This is a genomic window from Saccharopolyspora antimicrobica (assembly GCF_003635025.1).
Classification (GTDB): domain Bacteria; phylum Actinomycetota; class Actinomycetes; order Mycobacteriales; family Pseudonocardiaceae; genus Saccharopolyspora; species Saccharopolyspora antimicrobica.
Genome location: NZ_RBXX01000002.1, coordinates 7257775 through 7278734 on the forward strand (window position 1 = coordinate 7257775; position 20960 = coordinate 7278734).

Sequence of the window (20960 nt, forward strand, 5' to 3'; positions counted from 1 at the left end):
ACTCAACAGGTGTTCAGATGCTGACCTCGCCCTCGATGCAGGTGACCGCCGCGCCGCCGACCCAGGTGGTGCCGTCGTCGTCGCGGTCGATCGACACCCGGCCGTCGGCTCCCACCACCGTGCCCTGCCTCGCGACGTAGTGCGCGGGGGCGCGGCCGGTGTCGATGAGCCACTGCGCGATGCCCGCGTTGAGACTGCCCGTGACCGGGTCCTCGAACATCTGGCCGCCACCGGGGAAGAACCCGCGCACCTCGAACTGGTGCGCAGCGCCCGGCGGGCAGGGCCCCACCACGCCCAGCGGCGGGAGCGTCGCGGGTGGGGTGGGCACTCGCAGCACCTCTCCCGCGCTGCCGAGCAGGACCGCCACCCAGCCCGGCCCGTTATCGACCCACTGGGCATCGCGCAGCTGCCCCGGCGCGAGTCCGAGTCCGCGCGCGAGCTGCTCGCGCAGCTGCTCGTCGACCGGGCCCTGGCGGAGCAGAGGCGGTGCGGCGAAGGCGTACTGCCCGCCGTCCGCGCGCAGTTCGATGAGCCCGGCCGCGCACTCCTGGACGATCCGCGGGCCGACCGGGTTCGGCTGCTGGGAAAGCCAGGCGTGGCAGCTGCCGAGCGTGGGGTGCCCGGCGAAGGGCAGCTCGCCCGATCCGGTGAAGATCCGCACCCGGTAGTCGGCCTCCGGCCGCGTCGGCGGCAGCAGGAACGTCGTCTCGGAGAGGTTGGTCCACCGCGCGAACCGCTGCATCTCCCCATCGCTGAGCCCTTCGGCGGCCAGCACCACGGCGAGCGCATTTCCGCTGCACGGGCCCGATCCGAACACGTCGACCTGGACGAAGGGGCGGCGAATGGATGTCATCACGGCTCCATCGTCGCAAGCGACCCGGGTGGTCGGGCAAGGTCCAATCGCGACCGACCGGATACCGGCGGAAATTCGGTGGCCCGCCCGCAACCGCGGTCGCTAGTGTCCGGCCATGATCTACGAGCACCCCTTGGCGTACCTGCTGGGGCTTGAGGGGGTGGCGCTGCTGCGCAGCTTCACCGGGGAGCACGACAAGGAGTTCGTGGCCGAGCGGATCGCCGAGATCCGGCGGTTGCTCGACGACGAGTCGCTGGCGGACGCGGCGGTGGACGTCGAGCGGGTGGACTCGGTGACCGGCTACCGGACCTGGTCGCGGACCTACGACGACGGCCGCAACTCGGCGTTCGACTTCGACGAGCCCGCGGTCGGTGCGATCCTCGACGAGCTGCCCGCCGGTGTCGCGGTGGACGCCGCGTGCGGGACCGGCCGGTTCGCCGAGATCCTGGCCGGGCGCGGCCACCGGGTGATCGGCGTGGACAGCTCACCGGAGATGCTCGCGCGGGCGCGCGAGCGCGTCCCCGCGGGGGAGTTCTCCACCGGCGAGCTCACCGGGCTGCCGGTCGGCGACGCCGCGGCCGATCTGGTCGTCTGCGCGCTGGCGTTGACGCACGTCCCGTCGCTGGAACCGGTGTTCGCCGAGTTCGCCCGGGTGCTGCGCCCCGGTGGGCACCTGGTGATCTCGGACCTGCACCCGGGCCGGGTGATGTTCGGCTCGGTCCCGCCGGTGCGCGATGCGGAGGGCCGACCGGGCCGGCTGGTCAGCCACCGCCACGAGATCGGCGACTACCTGCGCACCGCGCTCCCGCTGGGCCTGCAGCTGCGCGGCTACGACGAACCGGAGCTGCCCGACCAGCCCGTCCCGTCCGGCCCGGCGCCGACGGAGCCGGGGCCGTGGGACTTCTGGCCGTGGTCGCTGGCCGGGATGGTGCCGGAGGCGACCCGCGCGGCCAGCAAGGGCATGCCGGCGATGATGATCTGGCACTTCCAGCGGAGCTGACGGCCGGGCCACAGTGGACGGACAGGGCCGCGCGTTTGGCGATCAGCGCGGCGGGCCAACCACCAGCTGTGGGTGAATCCGGTGCGGACGGCGTTCCCCGCGGTTTGCGCGTCGCGGCCGCGGTCGGGTGGCGCCTGCTCGTGCTGGGCGCCGTGCTGTGGGTGGCGTGGCGGGTGTTCGACGCGCTGTACGGCGAGGTCATGTCGGTCGCGGTGGCCGCGCTGCTCACCGCGCTGATGGCCCCGGCGGTGAACTGGCTGGTGCGCAAGGGAGTCCACCGCACGCTGGCCTCCGTGCTCGTGCTGGTCGGCGGGCTCTGCGCGCTCGGCGCGGTGCTGGCGGTGGTGATCAACACGCTGGTGGCCGGGCTGGCCGGGCTGACCGAACAGCTGGCCGCCAGCGTCGAGCAGATCCGCAGCTGGCTGATCCGCGGGCCGCTGAGCCTGAACCAGCAGCAGCTCAACGAGGTGTTCCAGCAGCTCACGCAGGCGCTGCGGATCGACCGGGGCGGGCTGCCCACGACCGCGCTGGCCACCACCGGCACGCTGCTGCGGCTCCTGGCCGGGATGCTGCTCGGGTTGTTCACCCTGTTCTTCTTCCTCCGCGACGGCGGCCGGATCTGGTCGTTCGCGGTCCACGCGACGATGCCGCGACCCGTCCGCGACCGGGTGCACGCGGCCGGGCGACGCGGCTTCGCGACGCTGGTGGCCTACGTCCGGGCGACGGCGGCGGTTGCGTTCACCGACGCGGCGCTGATCGGCATCGGAGCCGTCGTGCTCGGCGTGCCGCTGCCGTTCGTGCTGGCCGTGCTGATCTTCCTGGGCGCCTTCGTGCCCTACGTCGGCGCGGTGGTGACCGGTGGTCTGGCGGTGCTGGTCGCGCTGGCCGCGAACGGGTTCGTCACGGCGCTGATCCTGCTGGCCGTGGTGGTGTGCGTGATGCAGCTGGAAGGCCACGTGCTGCAGCCGCTGCTGCTCGGGCACGCCGTGAGGCTGCACCCGCTGGCCGTGGTGCTCAGCGTCGCTTCGGGCTTCACCATCGCCGGGGTGGGCGGGGCGGTGCTGGCCGTCCCGCTGGTGGCGACGGCCAACACCGTCGTGCGGTCCCTGGTAGCCGACTCGCGCGTTCCGCCAGGCCCCAGCACGAACGGACAGCAGCCCTGACCCGGTTCGAACCGGCCGTTGTGCGCGTGTGGTCGCCACCTGAGCACTTCCCCGACTGCGGGTGCCACTGATGCCCGATACAGGGCCGTCCTCGCCGGAAAACCTGGTCACCCTGCATCCGCACCCGAAGCGGCTACCGCCGCTCACCCGAGCGCGGACAGCTCTCAGGCGCGGAACTGCGCCAGCCGGTGCTCCAGCTCGTCGCCCGCGTTCGGCGTGCGAAACGCGGGGGGCAGGACCAAGCCCGGGCTGCGGCCGCAGACCGCGTCGCCGAGGAACTCCCGCACCACCTGCGGGTGCGGCAGGATGTCGCCGCCCAGGAACTCCAGCGCGGTGGTGTCCCCGGTGCCGTCGGTCTCCACCCGCAGCGCCCAGCCGCTGACCTCGTCCCAGGTCAGCAGCAGCGGGAACTCCAGCAGCGTCGGCACGTGCGAGCGCACCAGGATGATCGCGGTCGCCAGCCCGTCGTCGAAGTCGACGTCGACTTCCGTCACGTCGTCCCCCAGCGCATCCGCCACGGACCGGATGTAGTCGACCAGGCCGCTGGCCGCCGGGCTCCTCGTGTCCATTCCCGTCCCCCCTCGGTGCTCGGACCTCGCTCTTCACGGGTATCCACGCCGAACGCGGCGCAGACGTACCGATGGCGTGAACCGTCCGCTGTGGACCTGCCGGTGCGGGCCCTGCCTCACCCGCAACAGCAGCACCCCCGCATCCCATCCGCAACCGAGGTGCCCGTCCGGGGCATGCGACGGGCGAACCGCGGGTAGTCAACGGAGCAACGTACGGCCAGAAGGGAGTACCACCATGGGGATCCTCAGCTGGATCGTGTTCGGCCTGATCGCCGGTGCGATCGCCAAGTTCATCCTCCCCGGGCGCGACCCCGGCGGCATCATCGTGACCATCCTGATCGGCATCGTCGGCGGATTCCTCGGCGGCTGGATCGGGTCGCAGGTCTCCGGCACCGGGATCAGCGGCTTCAACCTGATGAGCTTCGTCTGGGCGATCGTCGGCTCGCTCATCCTGCTGCTGATCTACCGGCTGATCTTCCACCGAAGTCACGCCTGACCGCCCGCCGCCGTCAGCCGAACGGGCGCAACGTACCGGTTCCGGGAAGCGAAAACCTGCACCACCGCGCGGGATCTGCCAGAGTTGGGCGCACACGATCATCACCGCCGGTCGCGATCCGACCTGAGCCACGCGCGATGCCCATCCCGTGCCGACCTCGTCAGGCCCAGCCGCTTCCCGGAGATCTCCATGGCACCCCCGTTTCCCCGTTCCGAACCCCGGCGCCGCGTCCACCTGGCCGGTTCGCTGCCGCGCAGCCTCGCTCCCGACGTCGCCGCGGGCATGCGCTGGGTGCTCGACCACGCCGGATCCGCCCAGTTCAGCGCGCTGCCCTGCGACGTGGACCCGAACTGGATCATCGACTACCTGCTCTCGCGCGCCGGCTCACCGGGGCTGGAGGTCGCCAAGCCCGGCGACGGCAGCTGCTACACCGCGATGCCGCTCTACCGGGTTCGCGGCGGGCGCCGGCTGACCGTCGACGACATCGCGCTGGGCCGCCCGCGCGAGGCCGTCGCCGCCGTCGCCGCGCGACGCGAAGTCGGCGCCGACCTGCCCGTCCAGATCAGCGTTCCGTCCTCTTTGGACCTAGCCATCTTCACCGTGGGCATGGCGCAGATGCCTCGCGTGCACGCGGTTTTCGAACAGATGATCATCTCCGAGGTCGTCCGCATCTCGCAGCGCCACAGCACCGAAGTGACCTTCCAGCTGGAGTCACCGGCGGCCCTCTGCGCGCTGCACCGGGTGCCGACCGCCGCCCGTCCGGCCACGGCACGACTGCTCGCGCACCAGCTGGCCAGGATCATCACCGCCGCCCCGCGATCGGCGCGCTGGACGCTGCACCTGTGCTACGGGGACCTCGGCCACCGCGCGCTGTTCCAGCCTTCCGGGCTGCGCCCGGCGGTGCAGGTGATCAACGCGCTGGCGGCGCGGCTGCGAACGGTCGGGTTCCCGGTGCCCGCCATGCACATCCCGATGGCCCACGGCGACCAGCCGCCGCCCGCGTCGGCCTCGGCCTACGTGCCGCTGCGCGATCTCGCCCGCGGTGTCGAGGTGATCGCGGGCTGCGTGGACGAAGGAAACCCGGAGCTGTCCGCCCGAGCGCTGCGCCACACCGAAGCCGCGCTCGGCCAGGCCGTGGCCGGTGTCGGCGCAGCCTGCGGCCACGGCCGCCGCACCGCGGAGCAAACGCGCCTCAACCTCGAACTCGCCGAGCACCTCGCGCAGACGAGCCGACTCCCGGCCGGCGTCAGGTGACCACACCGGCGGCTTAGCCGGGGGCGCTCCTCCGTGCAACCGGACCGGTTGCACGGAGGACAACGGCGTCGCAACTCGATCAACCGGTCGCCGGTCGTACCGGTCCGATCCACCTGCCCTTCACCTGCCGGCCGCTCCGGTCGATCAAGCTGGCGCGCGTTGCCACACCCCTGATCGGAGCACCATGACCACGACGGACCGGCGCACGTTCCTGCAACTCGCCGGGGTGACCTCGGCGGCGGTGGCCCTGGGCATCTCCGCGCCCGGGGCAGCCGGTGCCACGCCCGGCCGACCGCTGCCCGACGGCACCTTCAGCCTCGGTGTGGCCTCGGGCGATCCCCGGCCCGACGCGGTCGTGCTCTGGACCCGGCTGGCCCCGCGACCGCTGGCCGCCGACGGCCACGGCGGCATGCCGCTGCGGCAGGTGCCGGTGCAGTACGAGGTCGCCGAGGACGAGCGGTTCACGCGGATCGCCCGGCGCGGCACGGTGATCGCCTCGCCGGAGCTCGCGCACGCCGTGCACCCGGAGGTCGGCGGGCTGCAGCCGGGCCGCGAGTACTTCTACCGCTTCCGCGCCGGCAACCAGCTGAGCCCCACCGGCCGCACCCGGACGCTGCCCGCGCCCGGTGCCCGGGTGGCCTCGTTCGACTTCGCGACGGCCTCCTGCCAGGCCTGGTACCACGGCCACTTCTCGGCGCACCGGCACATGGCGGGCGAGGGCCTGGACGCGGTGCTGTTCCTCGGGGACTACATCTACGAGTACGGGATCACCTCGGGCAACCTGCTGCGGCGCGGGGCGCCCGAGCTCGGCCCGGAGCACCGGGTCGAGATCGAGACGCTGGAGCAGTACCGGCTGCGCTACGCGCTGTTCAAGACCGATCCGCACCTGCAGGCCAGCCACGCCGCAGCGCCGTGGCTGGTGACCTGGGACGACCACGAGGTGCAGAACAACTACAACGCGGACCAGTCGGAGTACGGCATCTCCCCGGTGCACTTCCGGCACCGGCGCGCGGTCGCCTACCGCGCCTTCTACGAGCACCTGCCGCTGTCGCTGAGTGCGCTGCCGGAGGGCCCGGACAGCCGGGTGCACCGGCGCTTCGACGTCGGATCGCTGGCGCGGTTCAACGTCCTGGACACCCGGCAGTACCGCGACCCGGTCCCCGCCGACTCCGCCGAACAGCACGCCGAAGCGCGCACGATGCTGGGCCGCGAGCAGGAGGCGTGGCTCTACGACGGGATGGCGGGTTCCCCGGCGGCGTGGAACTTCCTGGCCAACGGCGTCACGGTCGCCGCGATCACCGAGGACCGCGTCGACCAGTGGGACGGCTACCCGGCGGCGCGGCGGCGACTCATCGAGGCGATGCAGCGCACCAGCAACCCGGTGGTGCTCACCGGCGACATCCACAAGCACGTCGCCGCCGAGCTCAAGGCCGACTTCGCCGATGCGGGCTCGAGCACCGTCGGCGTGGAGCTGATCTGCACCTCGGTCGCCTCAGACGGTGACGGCGCACCGACCGACAACTACACCGAGGACTGGCTGCAGCACCCGTACGTCAAGCTCTACGACGGCCGCCGCGGCTACGTGCGGTGCAGGCTCACCCCGGACGAGCTGGTGTCGGACTTCAAGGTCGTGCCGTGGATCGAGGCCGACGCGAACGCACCCGCCCAGACCGTCGCCCGCTTCAGCACCCCGGCCGGCAACCCCGGTCTGCACAGGAAGGCCTGACCCCGCGATGCCCACCGCACCTCCGCCCGCTGCCACCGGTTTGCGCGGCCGGGGCGAACTCGCCCGCATCGTCGTCGACTGGGAACCCGCACCGTGGCAGACCGTCGTCGACCACTACGCGGTGCACGGCGCGCCCGGCCCCGACGTCGCGGTGTCCCCGGAGACCTTGCTGCTGAAGACCGTCTACCCGCACTTCCAGCACAACGGCCTCGGCGGCGCCGCGCAGCAGTGGACCTACCGCGTGGTGACCGTCGACGCCGCCGGTGCGCGCAGCCGGCCGAGCCGCGCGGTCACCGTGACCAGCCGCGAGTCGGTGAGCCGGTCGGGGATCCCGCTGGCCGTGGTCGGTGATTTCGACGGCAAGGGCCTGGAACTCGCCCTGTCCCCCGGCGGTTACGCCGACTACCCGACCGCTTTCCCGAACGGGGTGGACTTCCGGGCCGGCGTCGACGACCCGCGAACCGGCTGGTGCTACCTCCAGCCCGGTCCGGCCGACGGCTGGGCCGGTCGCCGCGACCACCGGTTCCGGCTGCGCTTCGAGCTCTCCGAGCTCCCGGTCAACGGTTCCGACCTCGCGGTGTGGCTCATCGACAGCCACGCGTCCAAGGCGGGTTCGGTGGTGCTGAGCATCAACGGCACCCCGGTCGACCGGCTGCGCTTCGAGAACGGGGCGACCAAGGGCTCCACCCAGGGCGACAGCACGCTGCCCGGCTCCCCGCTGAAGCCGTCCTACCTGGAGATGCGCCTCCCGCAGGTCTTCCGGGTCGGGGAGAACACCATCGACCTGCACAAGGACGACGGTTCCTGGATCGCCTACGACGCGATCGGGGTGTTCGCCCGCCGGTGAGAACCGATCGTGGTCGGATCGGCCGGTGTGGGATCGATCTGGATCGGTGGCCGGGTCGGCCTCCGCGGGATCGAACCGGAGAACTGGCGACAGCGCGGATGGGCTGAACCTCTTGTCCGGGCGGGGATCCTGCACTTGCTCTGGACCCAGGAACTCACTGCCGTTCTGTCTCGTCCGTTGAGCGCGGGTCACGTGCTGCGAAGGCCGACATGAGCAGCAGCGCCGTGCGAGTTGGGGTCGGAAGCCGGTACGGCTCGTCGAAAAGCCGGACGCTCCAGTGGCTTTCTCCTCGGTCGGGTCAGCCAGCAGAGCCTGCTCCGACCTCGTCATACACCTTCTCGCTCAGTGCGAGTGCCTGAGCACGATCGACGAGCCGGACGGACCGGTCTCCGAAATCAGTTCCGGGACGAAAGACCATGGCACGCTTGTCACACCGGATTTGGTTCCCTGCGTGGCAGGGCCGTGGCCATACCGGCCGTAGACCGCAGCTTCAAGGGGACGCAGCACGGCAATTGACTCTCGGATGTCGTAATCTCAGAAGCGATGTCGCACGGATGTCGTATGCGACATCGCAGTGAGATTCGTCCCTGTAGGTTTCCCGCGCACTTCACCACTTCCGTGCGCAGGTGACCACTGTCTGATCGGACGTCGGGTAGCGCGAAAGCTGGGACACGTCAGTGAGATTGGCTGGCTGCGTCGAACGGTTCGAGGTCGTAATCCTCGACGAGACGGGCGAGTAACCCGCTCGCCTGGCGGTGCTCGCGTGCCGATGGGGCGTGTGGTGCCGCTCCCCGCAAGGCTACCCGTTGCGGACGTGCCGGTGGATCATGGACACCAGGGTCGAGACGAGTTCCTCGGCCGTAATGTGCCACTTGTCCGCGGACAGGTGCCCGTTGACCTCCATATCCGTGATCCCGTGCGCGCTGGTAAGCAGAAGCGCCGCAAATCGCCGGGCGTGCTGTGCGCCAACCAGATCGCCGACGATGGCGAGGAACTCGTCCATGGCGCGGTTGGCCGCCTGGGCCGCCGCGTGGACCGCGGCCGCGGCGCCGGATGGAGAGGCGAACATCAGCCGGTACAGGTGCGGCCGTCGGCGGCCGATCGTCATCAGCGCCTCCAGCGCGCGGTGCAGCGTGTCGGCCGGGGGCAACCGCGGATCGGCGCGCACGAGCTGCGCCTGATCCGCGAGCTGATCCAAGGCCTCGGCTGCGATGGTGGTCAGCAGGCTGTCCTTGTCGGGGAAGTGCCGGTACGGCGCCCCGCGGGTGACCCCCGCACGGGCCCCGACCGCGCGCAACGTCACCGCGTCTGGACCGCCGCTGTCCAGCAGATCGGCGGCCGCATCCAGCAGGGCGCGTCGCGTTGCGGCAGCGGATTCCACACGGCTGACCATGTGCATCACCATACAGTTGACACCGTCATCTGAGATGCCTACCGTCGCTCAGGTGACAATGTCATCTGAAATGTCGTCGGAAACGCGGGCCTGCGTCGTCGTGACCGGAGCCTCGACCGGGATCGGCGCGGCGTCCGCACGCGAGCTGGCCCGCCGGGGATTCCACGTCCTCGCCGGCGTCCGCCGCGATCGTGACGCCGACGCGCTCCGTGCCCCGGGCGTCGAGCCGGTCATCCTCGACATCACCCAGGCCGACCACATCGCGCGGCTGGCCTCCCGCTTCGACGATGACTCGAAGGCAGGTGCGTTGCGGGCGCTGGTGAACAATGCCGCCATCCAAATCAACGCCCCCGTCGAGACCCTGCCGTTGAGCGAGTGGCGCCGGCAGTTCGAGGTCAACCTCTTCGGTCACATCGCCGTCACCCAGGCGCTGCTGCCCGCGCTGCTGCGCCACTCGGGCCGAGTGGTCAACGTCAGCTCGGTCGGCGGAAAGGTCGCCATGGCCACCTACGGCCCCTATGCGAGCACGAAGTTCGCCCTCGAGGCGGTCAGCGACTCGCTGCGCCGGGAACTGGCGCCGCTGGGCGTGCGGGTGGTCGTCGTCGAGCCTGGAGCGGTCCGCACGGAGATGGCGGACCGGGTGATCGCCGCCACGAACCGGGTGGCCGCTGCCATGTCACCGGAACAGCGTGACCGCTACGGAAGGCTGATCCAGGCGATCAACGCGCATTCCGCCGCCCACACCCCAGGTGGCACGCCCGCCGACGACGCGGCCCGTGTGATCGCGAAGGCCGTAACCGCCGGAAAGCCGCGCGCCCGCTACACCATCGGCCGTGACGCGGCCCTGATCACACGCTTGTCGCGGGTGCTACCTGACCGGATGCTCGACCGCATCCTCGTGGCCGGCCTCCGCCCGCACTACCCGAAGACCACCACGACATGAAACTCCAGTTCTAGGACCGGAGTCCGGTGTGGACTGACCAGTTGGGGCCGGGGGCTGGTCTCCGGCGGGTGCGGTGCGGTCGAATGTGTTCTTCGCGCCAACCGCACCAAGGAGGACTACGTGCGTCCAACGGTCCGCCGCAGCATCGCGTGCACGCTCGCCTCGGCAACCCTGGCTCTGCTCAGCCCCGTCGCGTCGCAGGCGGCACCGAGCTGCACCGACCCGTCCCGCCCGCTGAGCGTCGAGGAGCAGCGGCTCCCCCAGCCCGTTCCGCAGGAACTGCTGGCCAGGAGCGGTTTCGCCGACATCGCCCCGGCGTTCGGCGCCGCGCTGTGCGAGGCGGGCGACCTGGCCGCCGCCGAACGGCTGATCAGCTCCAGCGGCGAGCAGCTCTGGGAGCGGGCGGTGGCCCGCGCCCAAGGCCGGGACACCACCGGTGACCTGCCCACGGCCGACGACCGCCCGCTGTACTGGGCGAGGCTGGGCATGACCGCCGCGCTGCGCCAGTGGACACCGTCGTTCCCGCTCGACGACGAGCAGCGCGACCAGCTGTTGTGGAGTCTGGAACGGCATTCGCGCGGGCAGACCTCCGTGCAGTTCCCCCGTGGCGAGGGCATCAAGCGCGTGCTGGTCAGCGGTTTCGACCCGTTCCAGCTCAACGGCGACATCCGCCGCAGCAACCCCTCCGGCGCCTCCGCGCTGGCCCTGGACGGGCTCGTGCTGAACACCGGGTCCGGGCCGGTCCGCGTCGAGACGGCGATGTTCCCGGTGCTGTGGAAGCCCTTCGAGCAGGGCATGGTCGAGCAGACCTTCCTACCGCACCTGCGGCCCGGCCGCGACCAGGTCGACCTGTTCGCCACCGTCAGCCAGGGCCGCCCGGAGCAGTTCGACATCGAGCAGTGGAACGGCCGCTGGCACACCGGCGTGGACAACAACGACGAGCGGCGCGACGGCGTCGCCGAGATCCCGCCGGGCGTCCCGACCGTCGAACCGGCGCCGGAGTTCGTGCCCTCCACCCAGCCCTACGCCGCCATCGTCAACGCCGACACCGGCCGCTACCCGGTCTTCCACAACACCGAGGTCACCGAGATCCCGGCAGGCGAAACCGAACCCGTGGTGCGCCCCGACGGCCCGACACCGGGCTCGGCGGCCCGTGCGGGCGGCGGGGGCAGCTACCTGTCCAACGAGATCGCCTACCGCACGACCCTGCTGCGCGACGCTGTCGGAGCGGACCTGCGCGGCGGCCACGTCCACACGCCGGTGCTGACCTTCGCCCCGGACAACGCCGAGAACGTGGTCGACCCCGTCTTCACCCGGAACCTGCAGGACATCGTCGCCCAGGTCAGGACGATCGTCGAAGTAGCGGCCACGGCCGAAGCCGGCGACCCGGCGGTGAAGGTGGCGAAGACTCCGCGCGACCACACCGGTCGAGTCCCCGCCCCGACGATGTAGCGAGACGGTGCCGGGGCCGCGCACCGGCCCGGCACCAGTCATCCACTGTGGACACCGGGAAGGACCGCGCCGCGAAGAACCGGCGCAATCACCCCAGCGTAGTGCGCCGGGTGGCCGGTGAGGCAGTTGGGCCGTTCAGCCTCGCTCAAGTACACCAGTCAGGCGAACTCGCCAAAACTCGTTGCCATTTCGCCTGTTTCGCGAATTTCAGGTCGCGGCCCTGCGCCGGGAATCCGGCTCCGGGTGTCGGTGGGGTGGGTTACCTTGATCAACAATGCTCGTGATCTTCGGGCAGGTGACGATGGAGGACACCAGCAATGGTCGAGAAATTACGGGCGCCGCGGGCGCGCAAGCGCACCGCGGCGGTGGCGGCGGTGGCCGCGGTCGGCGCGCTCGCGAGCTTCGGCACGGCGCACGCCGATGAGCCGCAGGGCGGCGTCACGCCCTACATCATCGGCGGCTCCCCGGCCGATCAGACCTACTCGTTCATGACCTCGTTGCAGTACGAGCGCGACGGGAACCCGGACTCCCACCGGTGCGGTGGCGCGCTGATCAGCCCCGAGTGGGTCGTCACCGCGGCGCACTGCGTCACGCAGGACTCCCCCGACGGCAAGCCCGTCGTGCTGGACCCGGCGATGTTCCACGTGCGGATCGGCAGCACCGACCGGACCACCGGCGGCAGCGTGGCCAAGATCCAGGAGATCGTGGTGCACCCGGACTACCAGGCGTTCCCCGACCGCTCCGAGGGCAACGACATCGCGCTGATGCGCCTGGACGCGCCCAGCGACCAGGAGCCCGTGCGGATGGCGACCGAGCTGACCGAGCCGGGCACCGATGTGCGCCAGATCGGCTGGGGTTACATCGCCAACGAGGACAAGGGCGACCCGAGCAAGCTGCCGACCCAGCTCCAGCAGCTGGACACCACCGTCATCCCGCCGACCACGCCGAAGTGCGTGGCGGACGCGGGTGACGACGCGTGGGGCATCCGCGGCGGCGACGTCTGCACCGACAACCCGGAGGGCGTCCGCGGCCCGTGCGGCGGCGACTCCGGTTCGCCGCTGCTGACCCGGGAGGAGGACGGCTGGGAGCTGGCCGGCCTGGACAGCCGCGGCGTCGGTTCCGTCTGCGGTGAGTCCCCCGACATCTACACCGGTGTCGGCCACTTCCGCGGCTGGATCGACGGCGTGATCGCCTGATCCGCCTCCGGGCCCTGCCCGCGGGCAGGGCCCGGACCGGGCGTGATGGGCGCCATAGTCGGCCCGGCACCTCGCGCCGGGCCAGCGGTTATGCTCCGGTCGACGACCAGACCAATCCTCTGTGGACACCTCGTGCACTGCTGAGACCGCACAACCAGTTCCGCCATTTCGCCCGAACCGGCCCTCCGGCTGGTCTAAGCTCCCTGCTCTCAGGATCGGGGGCTCGGGTGGGTTTGTTCGGCAGGGACGAGTCGTTGCGGCGACTCGCCGACGCTGCGATCGCCGCGCAGGACGGGTACGGCGGACTGCTCGTGGTTCGCGCCGATCCCGGGCTCGGCCTGTCCGCTCTGCTGGACGCCCACGCCGAAGCGATGCGGAGCACCGGACTTCCGGTGCGCCGGATCGCGGTCCTGCCCCCGCACGGCACAACGGTGCTGTCCGAGGGCGTTCCCCCGCAGTGGCCCGAGAGCGGCGTTGTCGTCATCGACGACCTGCACCGGGCCGACGACGCGACGCTGCTCGCGCTGCACGACCTCGCCGAGGAGCTGAGCGGGCGATCGCTGCTGGTGGTCGCCGGACGGCATCGCGGTGCCGCACCGGAACGCTTCACCCACTTCGAACGCACTGCCGCGGTGCACGACCTCCTCCCGCTCGACGACGCCTCGGTGCACGCACTGCTCACCGAACTCACCGGCGCGGAGCCCTCCGAGTCGCTGCGACGGCTGGCAGCCGGAGCGGCCGGAAACCCGTGGTTGCTGGCCCAGCTCACCGCGGAGAACCGCGCGCAGACCGTGACCGCTTGGGCCACCGGGCTGGCCGGCTCCGATGCCGCGCTGCTGCGGTTCGCCGCGATCCTGGCCGATCGCGCGTGCGTGGAGGATTTGGCGGCGGCGGTCGGATCGCCCCCGGCCGAGGTGCTGGCCGGTGCCGAGCGGCTGGCCGCGCTCGGGCTGGCCGAAGTCACCGATGGTGTCGTGCGGCTGCGCCACGCGGTGGTGCGCGACGACGTGGCAGCGACGTCGGCGGCCTTGCGCACCACCGCGGCGAAGGCTCTGATCAGCCGGAACGCTCCGCCCGAAGCAGTCGTCGAGCAGCTGGTCCACGCGCCGGTGGACGCCTGGCTGGCGGCATGGCTCGGCCGGCACGCCGAGAAGCTGGCCGCCGATCCCACTCCTGGGCTCGTGGACCTCCTCGAACGCGCCGTCGCTCACCTCGTGCCGGGCGATCCGGATCTGCTGCCGCTGCGGGCGGCGCTGGCCGAGGCGCAGCTGTGGTCCGGGCGGCTCGACGCTGCCGAGCACACCGCGCGCACCACGTTGATGGCTCGTCCGGACGCGCCGGTCCGGCGCCGGTCGCGGGCCGTGCTCGTCCTGCTCCGCATCGGTGCGATGGATCCCGGGGGAGCGGCGAAGGCCTTGGAGCCGGAGCGCGAGCACGGCGAGCTGCCGCCGCGGCTGGCCGTGCTCGACGCCCTCGCCCGGCTGCTCGTCGGCGACCTGACCGGGGTGGAGCACGCGCTCGACATCGCCGAACCGCACGCCGCGGACGACCCGGTCGTCGCGCTGTACCTGCTCAACATCAAGGCCATCGGCCGGTTCGTGTTCCGCGACCTGACCGGGGCGCTGGAACTGCTGGACCAGGCCGATGCGCTGCTGGAGATCGCCGCCAGCGACCGCGGGCAACGGCTGATGACCCGCCTGCTGCGCGCGGTGGTCCAGGACCTGCGCCAGGAGCGGGCGGCGCTGGAAACCGCCGCGCAGGCACGCCCGCTCGCGCGCGAGCTCGGCACCGGCCTGCTGGTCTGGCTGCACACCATCACCGCGCTCGCGCTGTTCAACAACGGCCACTGGGACGAATCCCTGGCCGAGATCGAAGCCGCCACCGCGCTGCCCGACCTGCACGGCTTCGACGGCCCGCTGCACGCCATCGCCATCGCCATCCTGGTGCACCGCGGCGACCTCCCCGCCGCCCGCGCGCACGCCGAGCTGGCCAAGGGCGCGGAACCCCGCGGGGTCGCCCTCTTCTACGAGCAGATCACCGCGATCGGCCACGCCGTGCTCGCCGATGCGGAAGGCGATTCCCAGCGAGCGCTGGAGATCGTGCGCACCCTCGCCAACGGCGACGTGGGCGTGCACAACGGTCACGCGGTGAGCACCATCGGTGCGCGGATCGTGCGCATCGCGGTCGGCAGCGGCGATCGCGAGCTGGCCGAACGCGTGGTGGCGCACATGCAGGAGCTGGTCACCGGCGATTCGCTGGGCGAGCGCGGCGCTCTCACCTACTGCCAGGGCCTGCTCGACAGCGATGTGGACCTGCTGCTCGACGCGGCGCAGCAGTTCGCCGAGAACGGTTCACCGGTCACCGCCGCCCGGGCGGCGCAGGACGCGGCGAAAGTGCTTGCGGCGTCCGGCAGATCGGCGGACGCCCGGGCCGCCTACCGAACCGCGATCGAGCGCTTCACGGCGCTGGCCGCCGCCGGCGAGATCCACCGCGCCGACGCCGAGCTGCGCGCCTTCGGCGTCCGGCGCGGAGCGACCGGTCCGCGCCGGAGACCCAAGCACGGCTGGGAAAGCCTCACCGCGGCCGAACACCGCGTCGCCGAGCTGGTCGCCCAGGGCCTGACCAACCGGGAGGTGGCCGAGAGGCTGATCGTGTCGGTCCGGACGGTCGATTCCCACGTGTCGAAGATCCTCGCCAAGCTCGGCTACGCATCGCGCGTCGAGATCGTCCTCGGCTTCGAGCGCCGCAGCTGAGCTCGCGGTGGACGCTATGCCGAGGTCTCGGTGAGACGGGAGAGGGCGTGGTCGACGAACCGCTGGACGGCGCGCGGGTCGAGCTCTGCGGCGGAGAGGCGGCGTTGACGGTCCAGGGCGGTTCGGATCAGCTCGCCGTCCGGGCCTGACACGCGATCAAGCGCCCACCGACCCCCGTCGATCTTGGACACGAGAGCGCCGTCCACGGCGAACCGCCATGCCCGACAGGCGTTGAGCACCGCGTACTCCCCGGGAGCGTGTCCGGTGCTCCAGCGCAGCTCGCGCGCCAGTTGAGCGAGGATCAGGTCCTCGGCGACCGTGGCGAACACCTCGGGCGCCGGGCGTCCGGGGCCGAGGAGCCGCCCGGCACTGCGACAGACGGCGAAGTGCAGCAGGAGGTCGGGATCTCCCTCGCGATCGTGGCCGTCGACGTACTTGGTGTCCTCCGGTGCCGTGGTCACGTGCAGCTCGAACGCGGGTCGTGCCGTGGGGTGCTGGGCCGCCGAGAAGGTGACGATGCTCAGCTCCAGCCCGTGCGCGGGGCACGGCAGGCGCTCGCGGCTCAGCCTCTCCGCGGCGGCCGATTTCTCGACCGCCGTCATCGGACCTTCGCAGACGACGAGGACGTCGACATCGCTGCGGCGTGCGTCGAACCCGCCGAGCACCGCAGAGCCGTGCAGGTAGACGCCCACCAAGCGCGAGCCCAGCGTCGCCGCCATCGCGGATGCGACGTTGCCTGCGTAGTCCTCCACAACCGCGTCCACGATCGCGACTATAAGTCCGTGGTCGAGCCGTTTGTTCGCCCGCTGCCGCCGGACTGCTCGTCCTCGGGGAGGTTTCGTACGTAACCGAAGCGGTTCCGGCGTCCTGACGGCCGGTCGCGGACATCGCCGCCCGCCCGATTCGTCCCGTTATCCTCTTGATCTTCGCAGGTCAGCGTGAAATCCGTGAACATCAGCAATGTTGCGGATGTTTCCCACGCCCGGTTCTGGTGATCTCAGTAGGAGCCCGCGTCTGGGGAGGCGGGCACGTTCCGGCGCGCAGCACGCGCGCCCCACTGAAACTCGTTGGCCGTGTTCGGCGCATGCAGCCGCGCGCCGTACTGGGAGGCAGAAAACCGCAGATGAGCGACGAATCCGCAGCGAACCTCATCGATACCGCGTCGGCAGGTGTGCAGGACCTCGCCGCGGCCGCCACCTCCGCGCTGGCGCAGGCCGGCCCCGCCGGGGCGCTGGCGGTGCCGGTCGTGGACGCCCTGCGCAACGTCTGGGAGGGCTACTTCGGCTCGCCGATCCCACCTGACGGCACCAACTGGAACTCCTACTCCCACGAAGAGCTCTACCAGATGCTCTGGCAGAACGCCGATGTCGGCGATGTCAGCTCGATGGCGGCCGAGTGGGGGCAGCACCGCACCGAGCTGGCCGACCACGCCGAATCCATGCGGCACGAGCGCAACGCCATGCAGACCAACTGGAGCAGCGAGTCCGCCGGCCTGGCCACCAGCCAGCTCGGTGAGCTCGGCGACCGCACCTCCGGGATCAGCGACCGCGCGGGCACCGTGCAGGGCGCGACCCAGGAGGCCGGCGACGCGCTCGCGGTCGCGCGCAACACGATGCCACCACCACCCGGCGACCCGACCGGCTCCGCGCTGACCAGCGCGATGGCCGGGGCCGGCGCCGGTGCGGTCATCGGCGGGATCGTCGGCGCGGGTGCCGGTGGCATCGGCGCCGCTCCCGGGGCCGCGATCGGCGCCGCCATCGGCGCGGTGGCGGCCGGCGGCGGCAGCTTGTTCATGTCCAACGTCGCGGCCGCGCAGAAGAAGGCCGAGGCGGTGCACGTCATGCAGCAGTACGAGGCGAGCCTGCGCAACAGCAGCCAGGCCATCGCGCCGCCCGGCTCCCTGGAGGCCGCCGGGTTCAACTCCCCCGCATCGACCACCGCCGCCGGGTTCAGCGGTGGTGCGGGCAGCGGCAGTGGCGGCGGCGTGCCGTGGGGCCGGTTGGTCGGCGCGGAGCAGCTGGGCGGTGGGGCGCGTAGCGGATTCGGCGCGCTGGACGCCGCTTTGGCGCGCTCCGGTGGTCTCGGCGGCCTGGCCGGTCGCACGGGAAGCGGCAGCATGATGCCCGGTGCTGGTGGTGCGCGGCGAGGCGAGGAGGAAGACGAGCAGCTGCACGAGAACCGCCTGCCCACCATCGACCAGAAACTCTTCGACGACGACCGGCCGGCCAGCGCCCCGGTCATCGGCTGAGCGCAGCACAGGAGCGAACGTTGACTTCCGAAGCAGCAGCGGGACACGGCTACCAGGTCGCCCCGCAGGGACTTTCCGCGCAGGTCGAGGCGCTTTCCGGACTCCGCGAGCGCACCACCGGACTGGTCGGCTCGGCGGGCAGGCTGGCCGAGCGGCTGCCGCAGCTGGGCACCGCGCCGCCGGCGATCCACCTGGCGATGCGGCTGCGCGAAGCCGGTGGCCGGTCCGGGCTCAGCGGCGAGATCAGCGCGGCCGACACCGAGCTGAACAACTTCCGCACCGCGCTCGGCGAAACCGTCAGCGGCTACCTCGCCTCCGACGACAACGCCGCGCAGGCGTTGCGCGACACCGGTGGTGACCAGGCATGACCACGGCGTCCGCGCGGCGCGCACCCGCTCCCATCGAATTCGGGCAGGTCGAGCTGGACCTGCTGTCCACGCACGCCGGGGTGCCGCTGCCGTTCCCGCTGCGCGTGCCGTCCTTCGGCCGCATCGCCGGTGAGCGGGAGGTGCTGCTGGCCACCGCAGGCCACACCCTCCGGCTGCGCGGGTTCGCCGACGAGGACGGGCCCGCCGGTGCTGCCGGTGAACTGGTCACCGCCCTGCGCCAGCACCGCGGCACGGTCGACCTGGTGCTGGTCGACGAGACCGGCGTGACCGCGGTGGTGGCCATCGTCTACCGGTCCTGGGCGCTGATCTGCGTGCAGCGGCTGGACAACGACCCGGCGCAGCCGGTGCGGATCCACCGGGTCGCGGCGGACGCGCTGACCGACGCGCTGCTCGACCTCGTCCCCGACGTCGCACCGGCCCGGACGATGCCGATCACGCTGCCCGAACGCGCGGTGGTCACCGCCGGTCAGCTGGTCGGCGAGATCGAGGACGACCGGGAGAAGGAGCAGCGGCTGCGCGCTCTCGTCCGCGACTGCGGCGGGGACCCGAACGCGCTCGACCAGCTCGCCGGGCTGCTGGCCGTGCTGACCGGTCGCGGGCAGGTCGGGGCGACCCGGCGCGACGCGGGCGAGAACACCCGGGCCGGTGCCGAACTGTCCTGGTTGGACGGTCCGCGCGGGCGGGTGCGGGTGGTGCCTGCCAAGCACGGCTGGGTGAGCGTCAACCCGATGCGGCCCAACGACGTGCGGTTCGCGGTCGAAGACCTGGCCAGGATCGCCCGCGAGCCGCGGTGACGCGGAGCTGAGCCGGTTTCCCGGCCAGGACGCGCGCACCGGCTCAGCGACCACGCAAGCACCAACAGGCTCTTACGGAGGGAAAAGGTGGAAACAGCAGCTCAGTGGCTGGCGGGCTACGACGAGCGGCTCGCCAAGGCCGCCGCGGACGCCAAGGCCGCGAACGAGAGCCTGCGCCAGATGAGCGGGACCGCGGCCTCGCCGCGAGGTGAGATCACCGTCCAGGTCGGGCCCAGCGGCGCGATGGAGGACATCCGGCTCACCCCCGCGGCGCGGGCGATGGAGGCCGAGCAGCTGGCGCAGCTCATCCTGACGACCTCCCAGGAGGCGCAGCGCACCGTCGGGGCGCAGGTCGTGGAGATCATGACCGAGTACGTCGGCGACGGCCCTGCGCTGGACTTCGTGAAGGAGAACATGCCGCCCGCCGCCGGGGTCGAGGCCGGCGCGCGCCACCCGGCCGGCGACGATGACGACGACTTCTTCGCCAACCCGGTGGTGATCGTCTGATGGACCTGCAGGTCGATCCCGCCCAGATCCGGGCGCACGCGAACACCGTCGCCGGGCTGGCGAGCGGGTTGTCCGACGCGGCCGGCGCGGTGCCGGCAGGCCCGGCGGAGAACTCGCTGGGCACCTTCCTGGGCTTCCTCACCGCCGGGCTGGGCTCGGCCATGGCCCAGACCGGGCAGGCCATCGCGCAGGCCTCCTCCGCGGTGGAGGCGGTCAGCTCGGCGCTGGTGCGCACCGCCGAGGACTACGAGCGCACCGATGACGACAACGCGGTGCGGCTGCTCCAGGAGGACTCGCGATGACGGTGCAGATCACGATCGGCGCGACCCGGCCGGAGGAGCTCGAACAGCTCAAGTCGACGATCGCGGCGGTGCGCGACCGCAACTGGCTCTCCGGTGGTCTGAGCGGCGAGAACCCCGGGATGAGCTCGCTCGCTTCGACGAGCGACCCGCTCTCGGCGCTGTCGGAATCCGGGTTCGGCTTCATCACCGGGTCGGTGTCGTTCCTGGGCGAACCGCTGCAGCAGCTGACCGGCGACCCCAGCTCGGTCTCCGCCGGGGCGCAGGGCTTCCAGGACACCGGGCGCAACGTCTCCTCGATCGCCGACTCCTACCAGCAGTCGGTCGGCCCGGAGATCAGCGGCTGGTCCGGCGACGCCGCCGCCGGGTACCTCAAGACCGGGGCGGAGCTGGTGGACGGCATCGCCGGGCTCGGCGACGCGAGCGTGGCGCTGGCCGAAGCGGCGACCGGTGCCGGTGAAGCCGCGGCCAAGGCGCTGCAGGAGGTCACGACGCTGATCACCGAGGCCACCGGCCGGATCATCATGATCCTCAACCAGGCGATGGCCGCGGCGGCGGCGACCTTCGGCGCCAGCGTGGCGGCGGCGATCCCGCAGGCGGTGCAGGTCGCGGCCGAGTACGGCGGCCGGATCGTGGCGGTGATGCAGCAGCTGCTCTCCAGCGCCCAGAACCTGATGCAGCACGTGGGCACGGCGACGAAGGCGGTCAGCGCGCTCACCGACTCGATCTCCACGATCAGCGAGCTCGTGCAGCAGTCGAGCGGAACGTCGGGCAGCACACCGACTTCCAGCACCGGGCCGACGTCGGGCAGCACGCCGACGTCGAGCGCTCTGCCGACGACCGGCAACACCTCGATGTCCGGCAGCCTCCCGGTGCCGGCCGAGGACGCCACGCCGGAACCCGAGACGTCCGACACCCCGGCACCGGGCATCACGTTCACGGCGACCATCACGCCGCCGTCGCTGTCCTGGTCCGACGAGCGGACGGATCCGCCCGGCAGCGCCTGATCCCGCAGCGACCTGCGACGTGCCACCGCCCCGGCGGTGGCACGTCGTTGCGCGTGCGGGGTGAATCACGT

The 20960-nt window shown here is 71.8% G+C and carries 20 protein-coding genes; 16 read left to right on the top strand and 4 right to left on the bottom strand.

Features of this window, described 5'->3' with window-relative positions:
* Positions 1-13 precede the first annotated feature (13 nt).
* Complete coding sequence (locus ATL45_RS34400; RefSeq protein WP_093146891.1) at positions 14-853, bottom strand: PhzF family phenazine biosynthesis protein; 840 nt, start codon at positions 851-853, stop codon at positions 14-16.
* Positions 854-968: 115 nt separating this feature from the next.
* Here ATL45_RS34400 and ATL45_RS34405 point away from each other — a divergent pair, with 115 nt between their 5' ends.
* A complete protein-coding gene (locus tag ATL45_RS34405) occupies positions 969-1853 on the top strand; it encodes a class I SAM-dependent methyltransferase (RefSeq protein ID WP_093147707.1) in 885 nt (294 codons plus the stop codon).
* Positions 1854-1921: 68 nt separating this feature from the next.
* Complete coding sequence (locus tag ATL45_RS34410) at positions 1922-3016, top strand: AI-2E family transporter (RefSeq protein ID WP_246025717.1); 1095 nt, start codon at positions 1922-1924, stop codon at positions 3014-3016.
* Positions 3017-3180: 164 nt separating this feature from the next.
* On the opposite strand, the gene ATL45_RS34415 is transcribed toward ATL45_RS34410, so the two are convergent.
* Positions 3181-3585 (bottom strand): DUF6292 family protein, encoded by a 405-nt coding sequence (locus tag ATL45_RS34415; protein WP_093146892.1) that lies wholly within the window; start codon positions 3583-3585, stop codon positions 3181-3183.
* A 235-nt stretch (positions 3586-3820) separates the two neighbouring features.
* On the opposite strand from ATL45_RS34415, the gene ATL45_RS34420 reads away from it, so the two are divergent.
* The 4 genes from ATL45_RS34420 (at position 3821) to ATL45_RS34435 (ending at position 7908) form a co-directional block, all read left to right on the top strand.
* Positions 3821-4081, top strand: a complete 261-nt coding sequence (locus ATL45_RS34420; RefSeq protein ID WP_093146893.1) for a GlsB/YeaQ/YmgE family stress response membrane protein — start codon at positions 3821-3823, stop codon at positions 4079-4081.
* Between the two features lie 189 nt (positions 4082-4270).
* Positions 4271-5335, top strand: a complete 1065-nt coding sequence (locus ATL45_RS34425) for a hypothetical protein (RefSeq protein WP_093146894.1) — start codon at positions 4271-4273, stop codon at positions 5333-5335.
* A 184-nt stretch (positions 5336-5519) separates the two neighbouring features.
* Positions 5520-7061, top strand: coding sequence for an alkaline phosphatase D family protein (locus tag ATL45_RS34430; RefSeq protein ID WP_093146895.1), 1542 nt, complete (start codon positions 5520-5522; stop codon positions 7059-7061).
* Positions 7062-7068: 7 nt separating this feature from the next.
* Positions 7069-7908, top strand: coding sequence for a polysaccharide lyase family protein (locus tag ATL45_RS34435; RefSeq protein WP_093146896.1), 840 nt, complete (start codon positions 7069-7071; stop codon positions 7906-7908).
* Positions 7909-8707: 799 nt separating this feature from the next.
* Here ATL45_RS34435 and ATL45_RS34445 read toward each other — a convergent pair.
* Positions 8708-9301, bottom strand: a complete 594-nt coding sequence (locus ATL45_RS34445) for a TetR/AcrR family transcriptional regulator (protein ID WP_170210424.1) — start codon at positions 9299-9301, stop codon at positions 8708-8710.
* 34 nt (positions 9302-9335) lie between these two features.
* Here ATL45_RS34445 and ATL45_RS34450 point away from each other — a divergent pair, with 34 nt between their 5' ends.
* The 4 genes from ATL45_RS34450 (at position 9336) to ATL45_RS34465 (ending at position 15645) form a co-directional block, all read left to right on the top strand.
* Positions 9336-10244 carry an SDR family oxidoreductase gene (locus ATL45_RS34450; RefSeq protein WP_246025718.1) on the top strand — a complete coding sequence of 303 codons (909 nt, stop codon included), beginning with the start codon at positions 9336-9338 and terminating at the stop codon, positions 10242-10244.
* 120 nt (positions 10245-10364) lie between these two features.
* Entirely contained in the window at positions 10365-11696 is a 1332-nt protein-coding gene (locus ATL45_RS34455) for a PA0049 family protein (RefSeq protein WP_246025719.1), read from the top strand.
* Positions 11697-12013: 317 nt separating this feature from the next.
* Positions 12014-12892 (top strand): S1 family peptidase, encoded by an 879-nt coding sequence (locus tag ATL45_RS34460; RefSeq protein ID WP_093146898.1) that lies wholly within the window; start codon positions 12014-12016, stop codon positions 12890-12892.
* 227 nt (positions 12893-13119) lie between these two features.
* Complete coding sequence (locus ATL45_RS34465; protein WP_093146899.1) at positions 13120-15645, top strand: helix-turn-helix domain-containing protein; 2526 nt, start codon at positions 13120-13122, stop codon at positions 15643-15645.
* Between the two features lie 14 nt (positions 15646-15659).
* Here ATL45_RS34465 and ATL45_RS34470 read toward each other — a convergent pair whose 3' ends face one another.
* On the bottom strand, positions 15660-16409 hold the full coding sequence (locus ATL45_RS34470; RefSeq protein ID WP_143121554.1) for an aminoglycoside adenylyltransferase domain-containing protein: 750 nt from the start codon (positions 16407-16409) through the stop codon (positions 15660-15662).
* A 359-nt stretch (positions 16410-16768) separates the two neighbouring features.
* On the opposite strand from ATL45_RS34470, the gene ATL45_RS34475 reads away from it, so the two are divergent.
* From ATL45_RS34475 to ATL45_RS34500, 6 genes are all read left to right on the top strand, one after another.
* Entirely contained in the window at positions 16769-17893 is a 1125-nt protein-coding gene (locus ATL45_RS34475; protein ID WP_093146901.1) for a hypothetical protein, read from the top strand.
* 20 nt (positions 17894-17913) lie between these two features.
* Positions 17914-18261 (top strand): hypothetical protein, encoded by a 348-nt coding sequence (locus ATL45_RS34480; RefSeq protein ID WP_093146902.1) that lies wholly within the window; start codon positions 17914-17916, stop codon positions 18259-18261.
* Positions 18258-19076, top strand: coding sequence for an ESX secretion-associated protein EspG (locus ATL45_RS34485; RefSeq protein WP_093146903.1), 819 nt, complete (start codon positions 18258-18260; stop codon positions 19074-19076). The genes ATL45_RS34480 and ATL45_RS34485 overlap by 4 nt, the downstream gene beginning before the upstream one ends.
* Positions 19077-19163: 87 nt before the next feature.
* Positions 19164-19583, top strand: coding sequence for a YbaB/EbfC family nucleoid-associated protein (locus ATL45_RS34490; protein WP_093146904.1), 420 nt, complete (start codon positions 19164-19166; stop codon positions 19581-19583).
* Complete coding sequence (locus tag ATL45_RS34495) at positions 19583-19885, top strand: type VII secretion target (protein ID WP_093146905.1); 303 nt, start codon at positions 19583-19585, stop codon at positions 19883-19885. The genes ATL45_RS34490 and ATL45_RS34495 overlap by 1 nt, the downstream gene beginning before the upstream one ends.
* On the top strand, positions 19882-20889 hold the full coding sequence (locus ATL45_RS34500) for a hypothetical protein (RefSeq protein WP_093146906.1): 1008 nt from the start codon (positions 19882-19884) through the stop codon (positions 20887-20889). Before ATL45_RS34495 ends, ATL45_RS34500 begins: the two co-directional genes overlap by 4 nt.
* Positions 20890-20960 lie beyond the last annotated feature (71 nt).

What these genes read in the sequence shown, in the direction of transcription:
- ATL45_RS34420 (WP_093146893.1), top strand. Translation starts at nt 3,821, where the DNA reads ATGGGGATCCTCAGCTGGATCGTGTTCGGCCTGATCGCCGGTGCGATC.
- ATL45_RS34435 (WP_093146896.1), top strand. Translation starts at nt 7,069, where the DNA reads ATGCCCACCGCACCTCCGCCCGCTGCCACCGGTTTGCGCGGCCGGGGC.
- ATL45_RS34405 (WP_093147707.1), top strand. Translation starts at nt 969, where the DNA reads ATGATCTACGAGCACCCCTTGGCGTACCTGCTGGGGCTTGAGGGGGTG.
- ATL45_RS34415 (WP_093146892.1), bottom strand. Translation starts at nt 3,585, where the DNA reads ATGGACACGAGGAGCCCGGCGGCCAGCGGCCTGGTCGACTACATCCGG.
- ATL45_RS34460 (WP_093146898.1), top strand. Translation starts at nt 12,014, where the DNA reads ATGGTCGAGAAATTACGGGCGCCGCGGGCGCGCAAGCGCACCGCGGCG.
- ATL45_RS34445 (WP_170210424.1), bottom strand. Translation starts at nt 9,301, where the DNA reads ATGGTCAGCCGTGTGGAATCCGCTGCCGCAACGCGACGCGCCCTGCTG.
- ATL45_RS34485 (WP_093146903.1), top strand. Translation starts at nt 18,258, where the DNA reads ATGACCACGGCGTCCGCGCGGCGCGCACCCGCTCCCATCGAATTCGGG.
- ATL45_RS34400 (WP_093146891.1), bottom strand. Translation starts at nt 853, where the DNA reads ATGACATCCATTCGCCGCCCCTTCGTCCAGGTCGACGTGTTCGGATCG.
- ATL45_RS34495 (WP_093146905.1), top strand. Translation starts at nt 19,583, where the DNA reads ATGGACCTGCAGGTCGATCCCGCCCAGATCCGGGCGCACGCGAACACC.
- ATL45_RS34475 (WP_093146901.1), top strand. Translation starts at nt 16,769, where the DNA reads ATGAGCGACGAATCCGCAGCGAACCTCATCGATACCGCGTCGGCAGGT.
- ATL45_RS34425 (WP_093146894.1), top strand. Translation starts at nt 4,271, where the DNA reads ATGGCACCCCCGTTTCCCCGTTCCGAACCCCGGCGCCGCGTCCACCTG.
- ATL45_RS34500 (WP_093146906.1), top strand. Translation starts at nt 19,882, where the DNA reads ATGACGGTGCAGATCACGATCGGCGCGACCCGGCCGGAGGAGCTCGAA.
- ATL45_RS34430 (WP_093146895.1), top strand. Translation starts at nt 5,520, where the DNA reads ATGACCACGACGGACCGGCGCACGTTCCTGCAACTCGCCGGGGTGACC.
- ATL45_RS34450 (WP_246025718.1), top strand. Translation starts at nt 9,336, where the DNA reads ATGCCTACCGTCGCTCAGGTGACAATGTCATCTGAAATGTCGTCGGAA.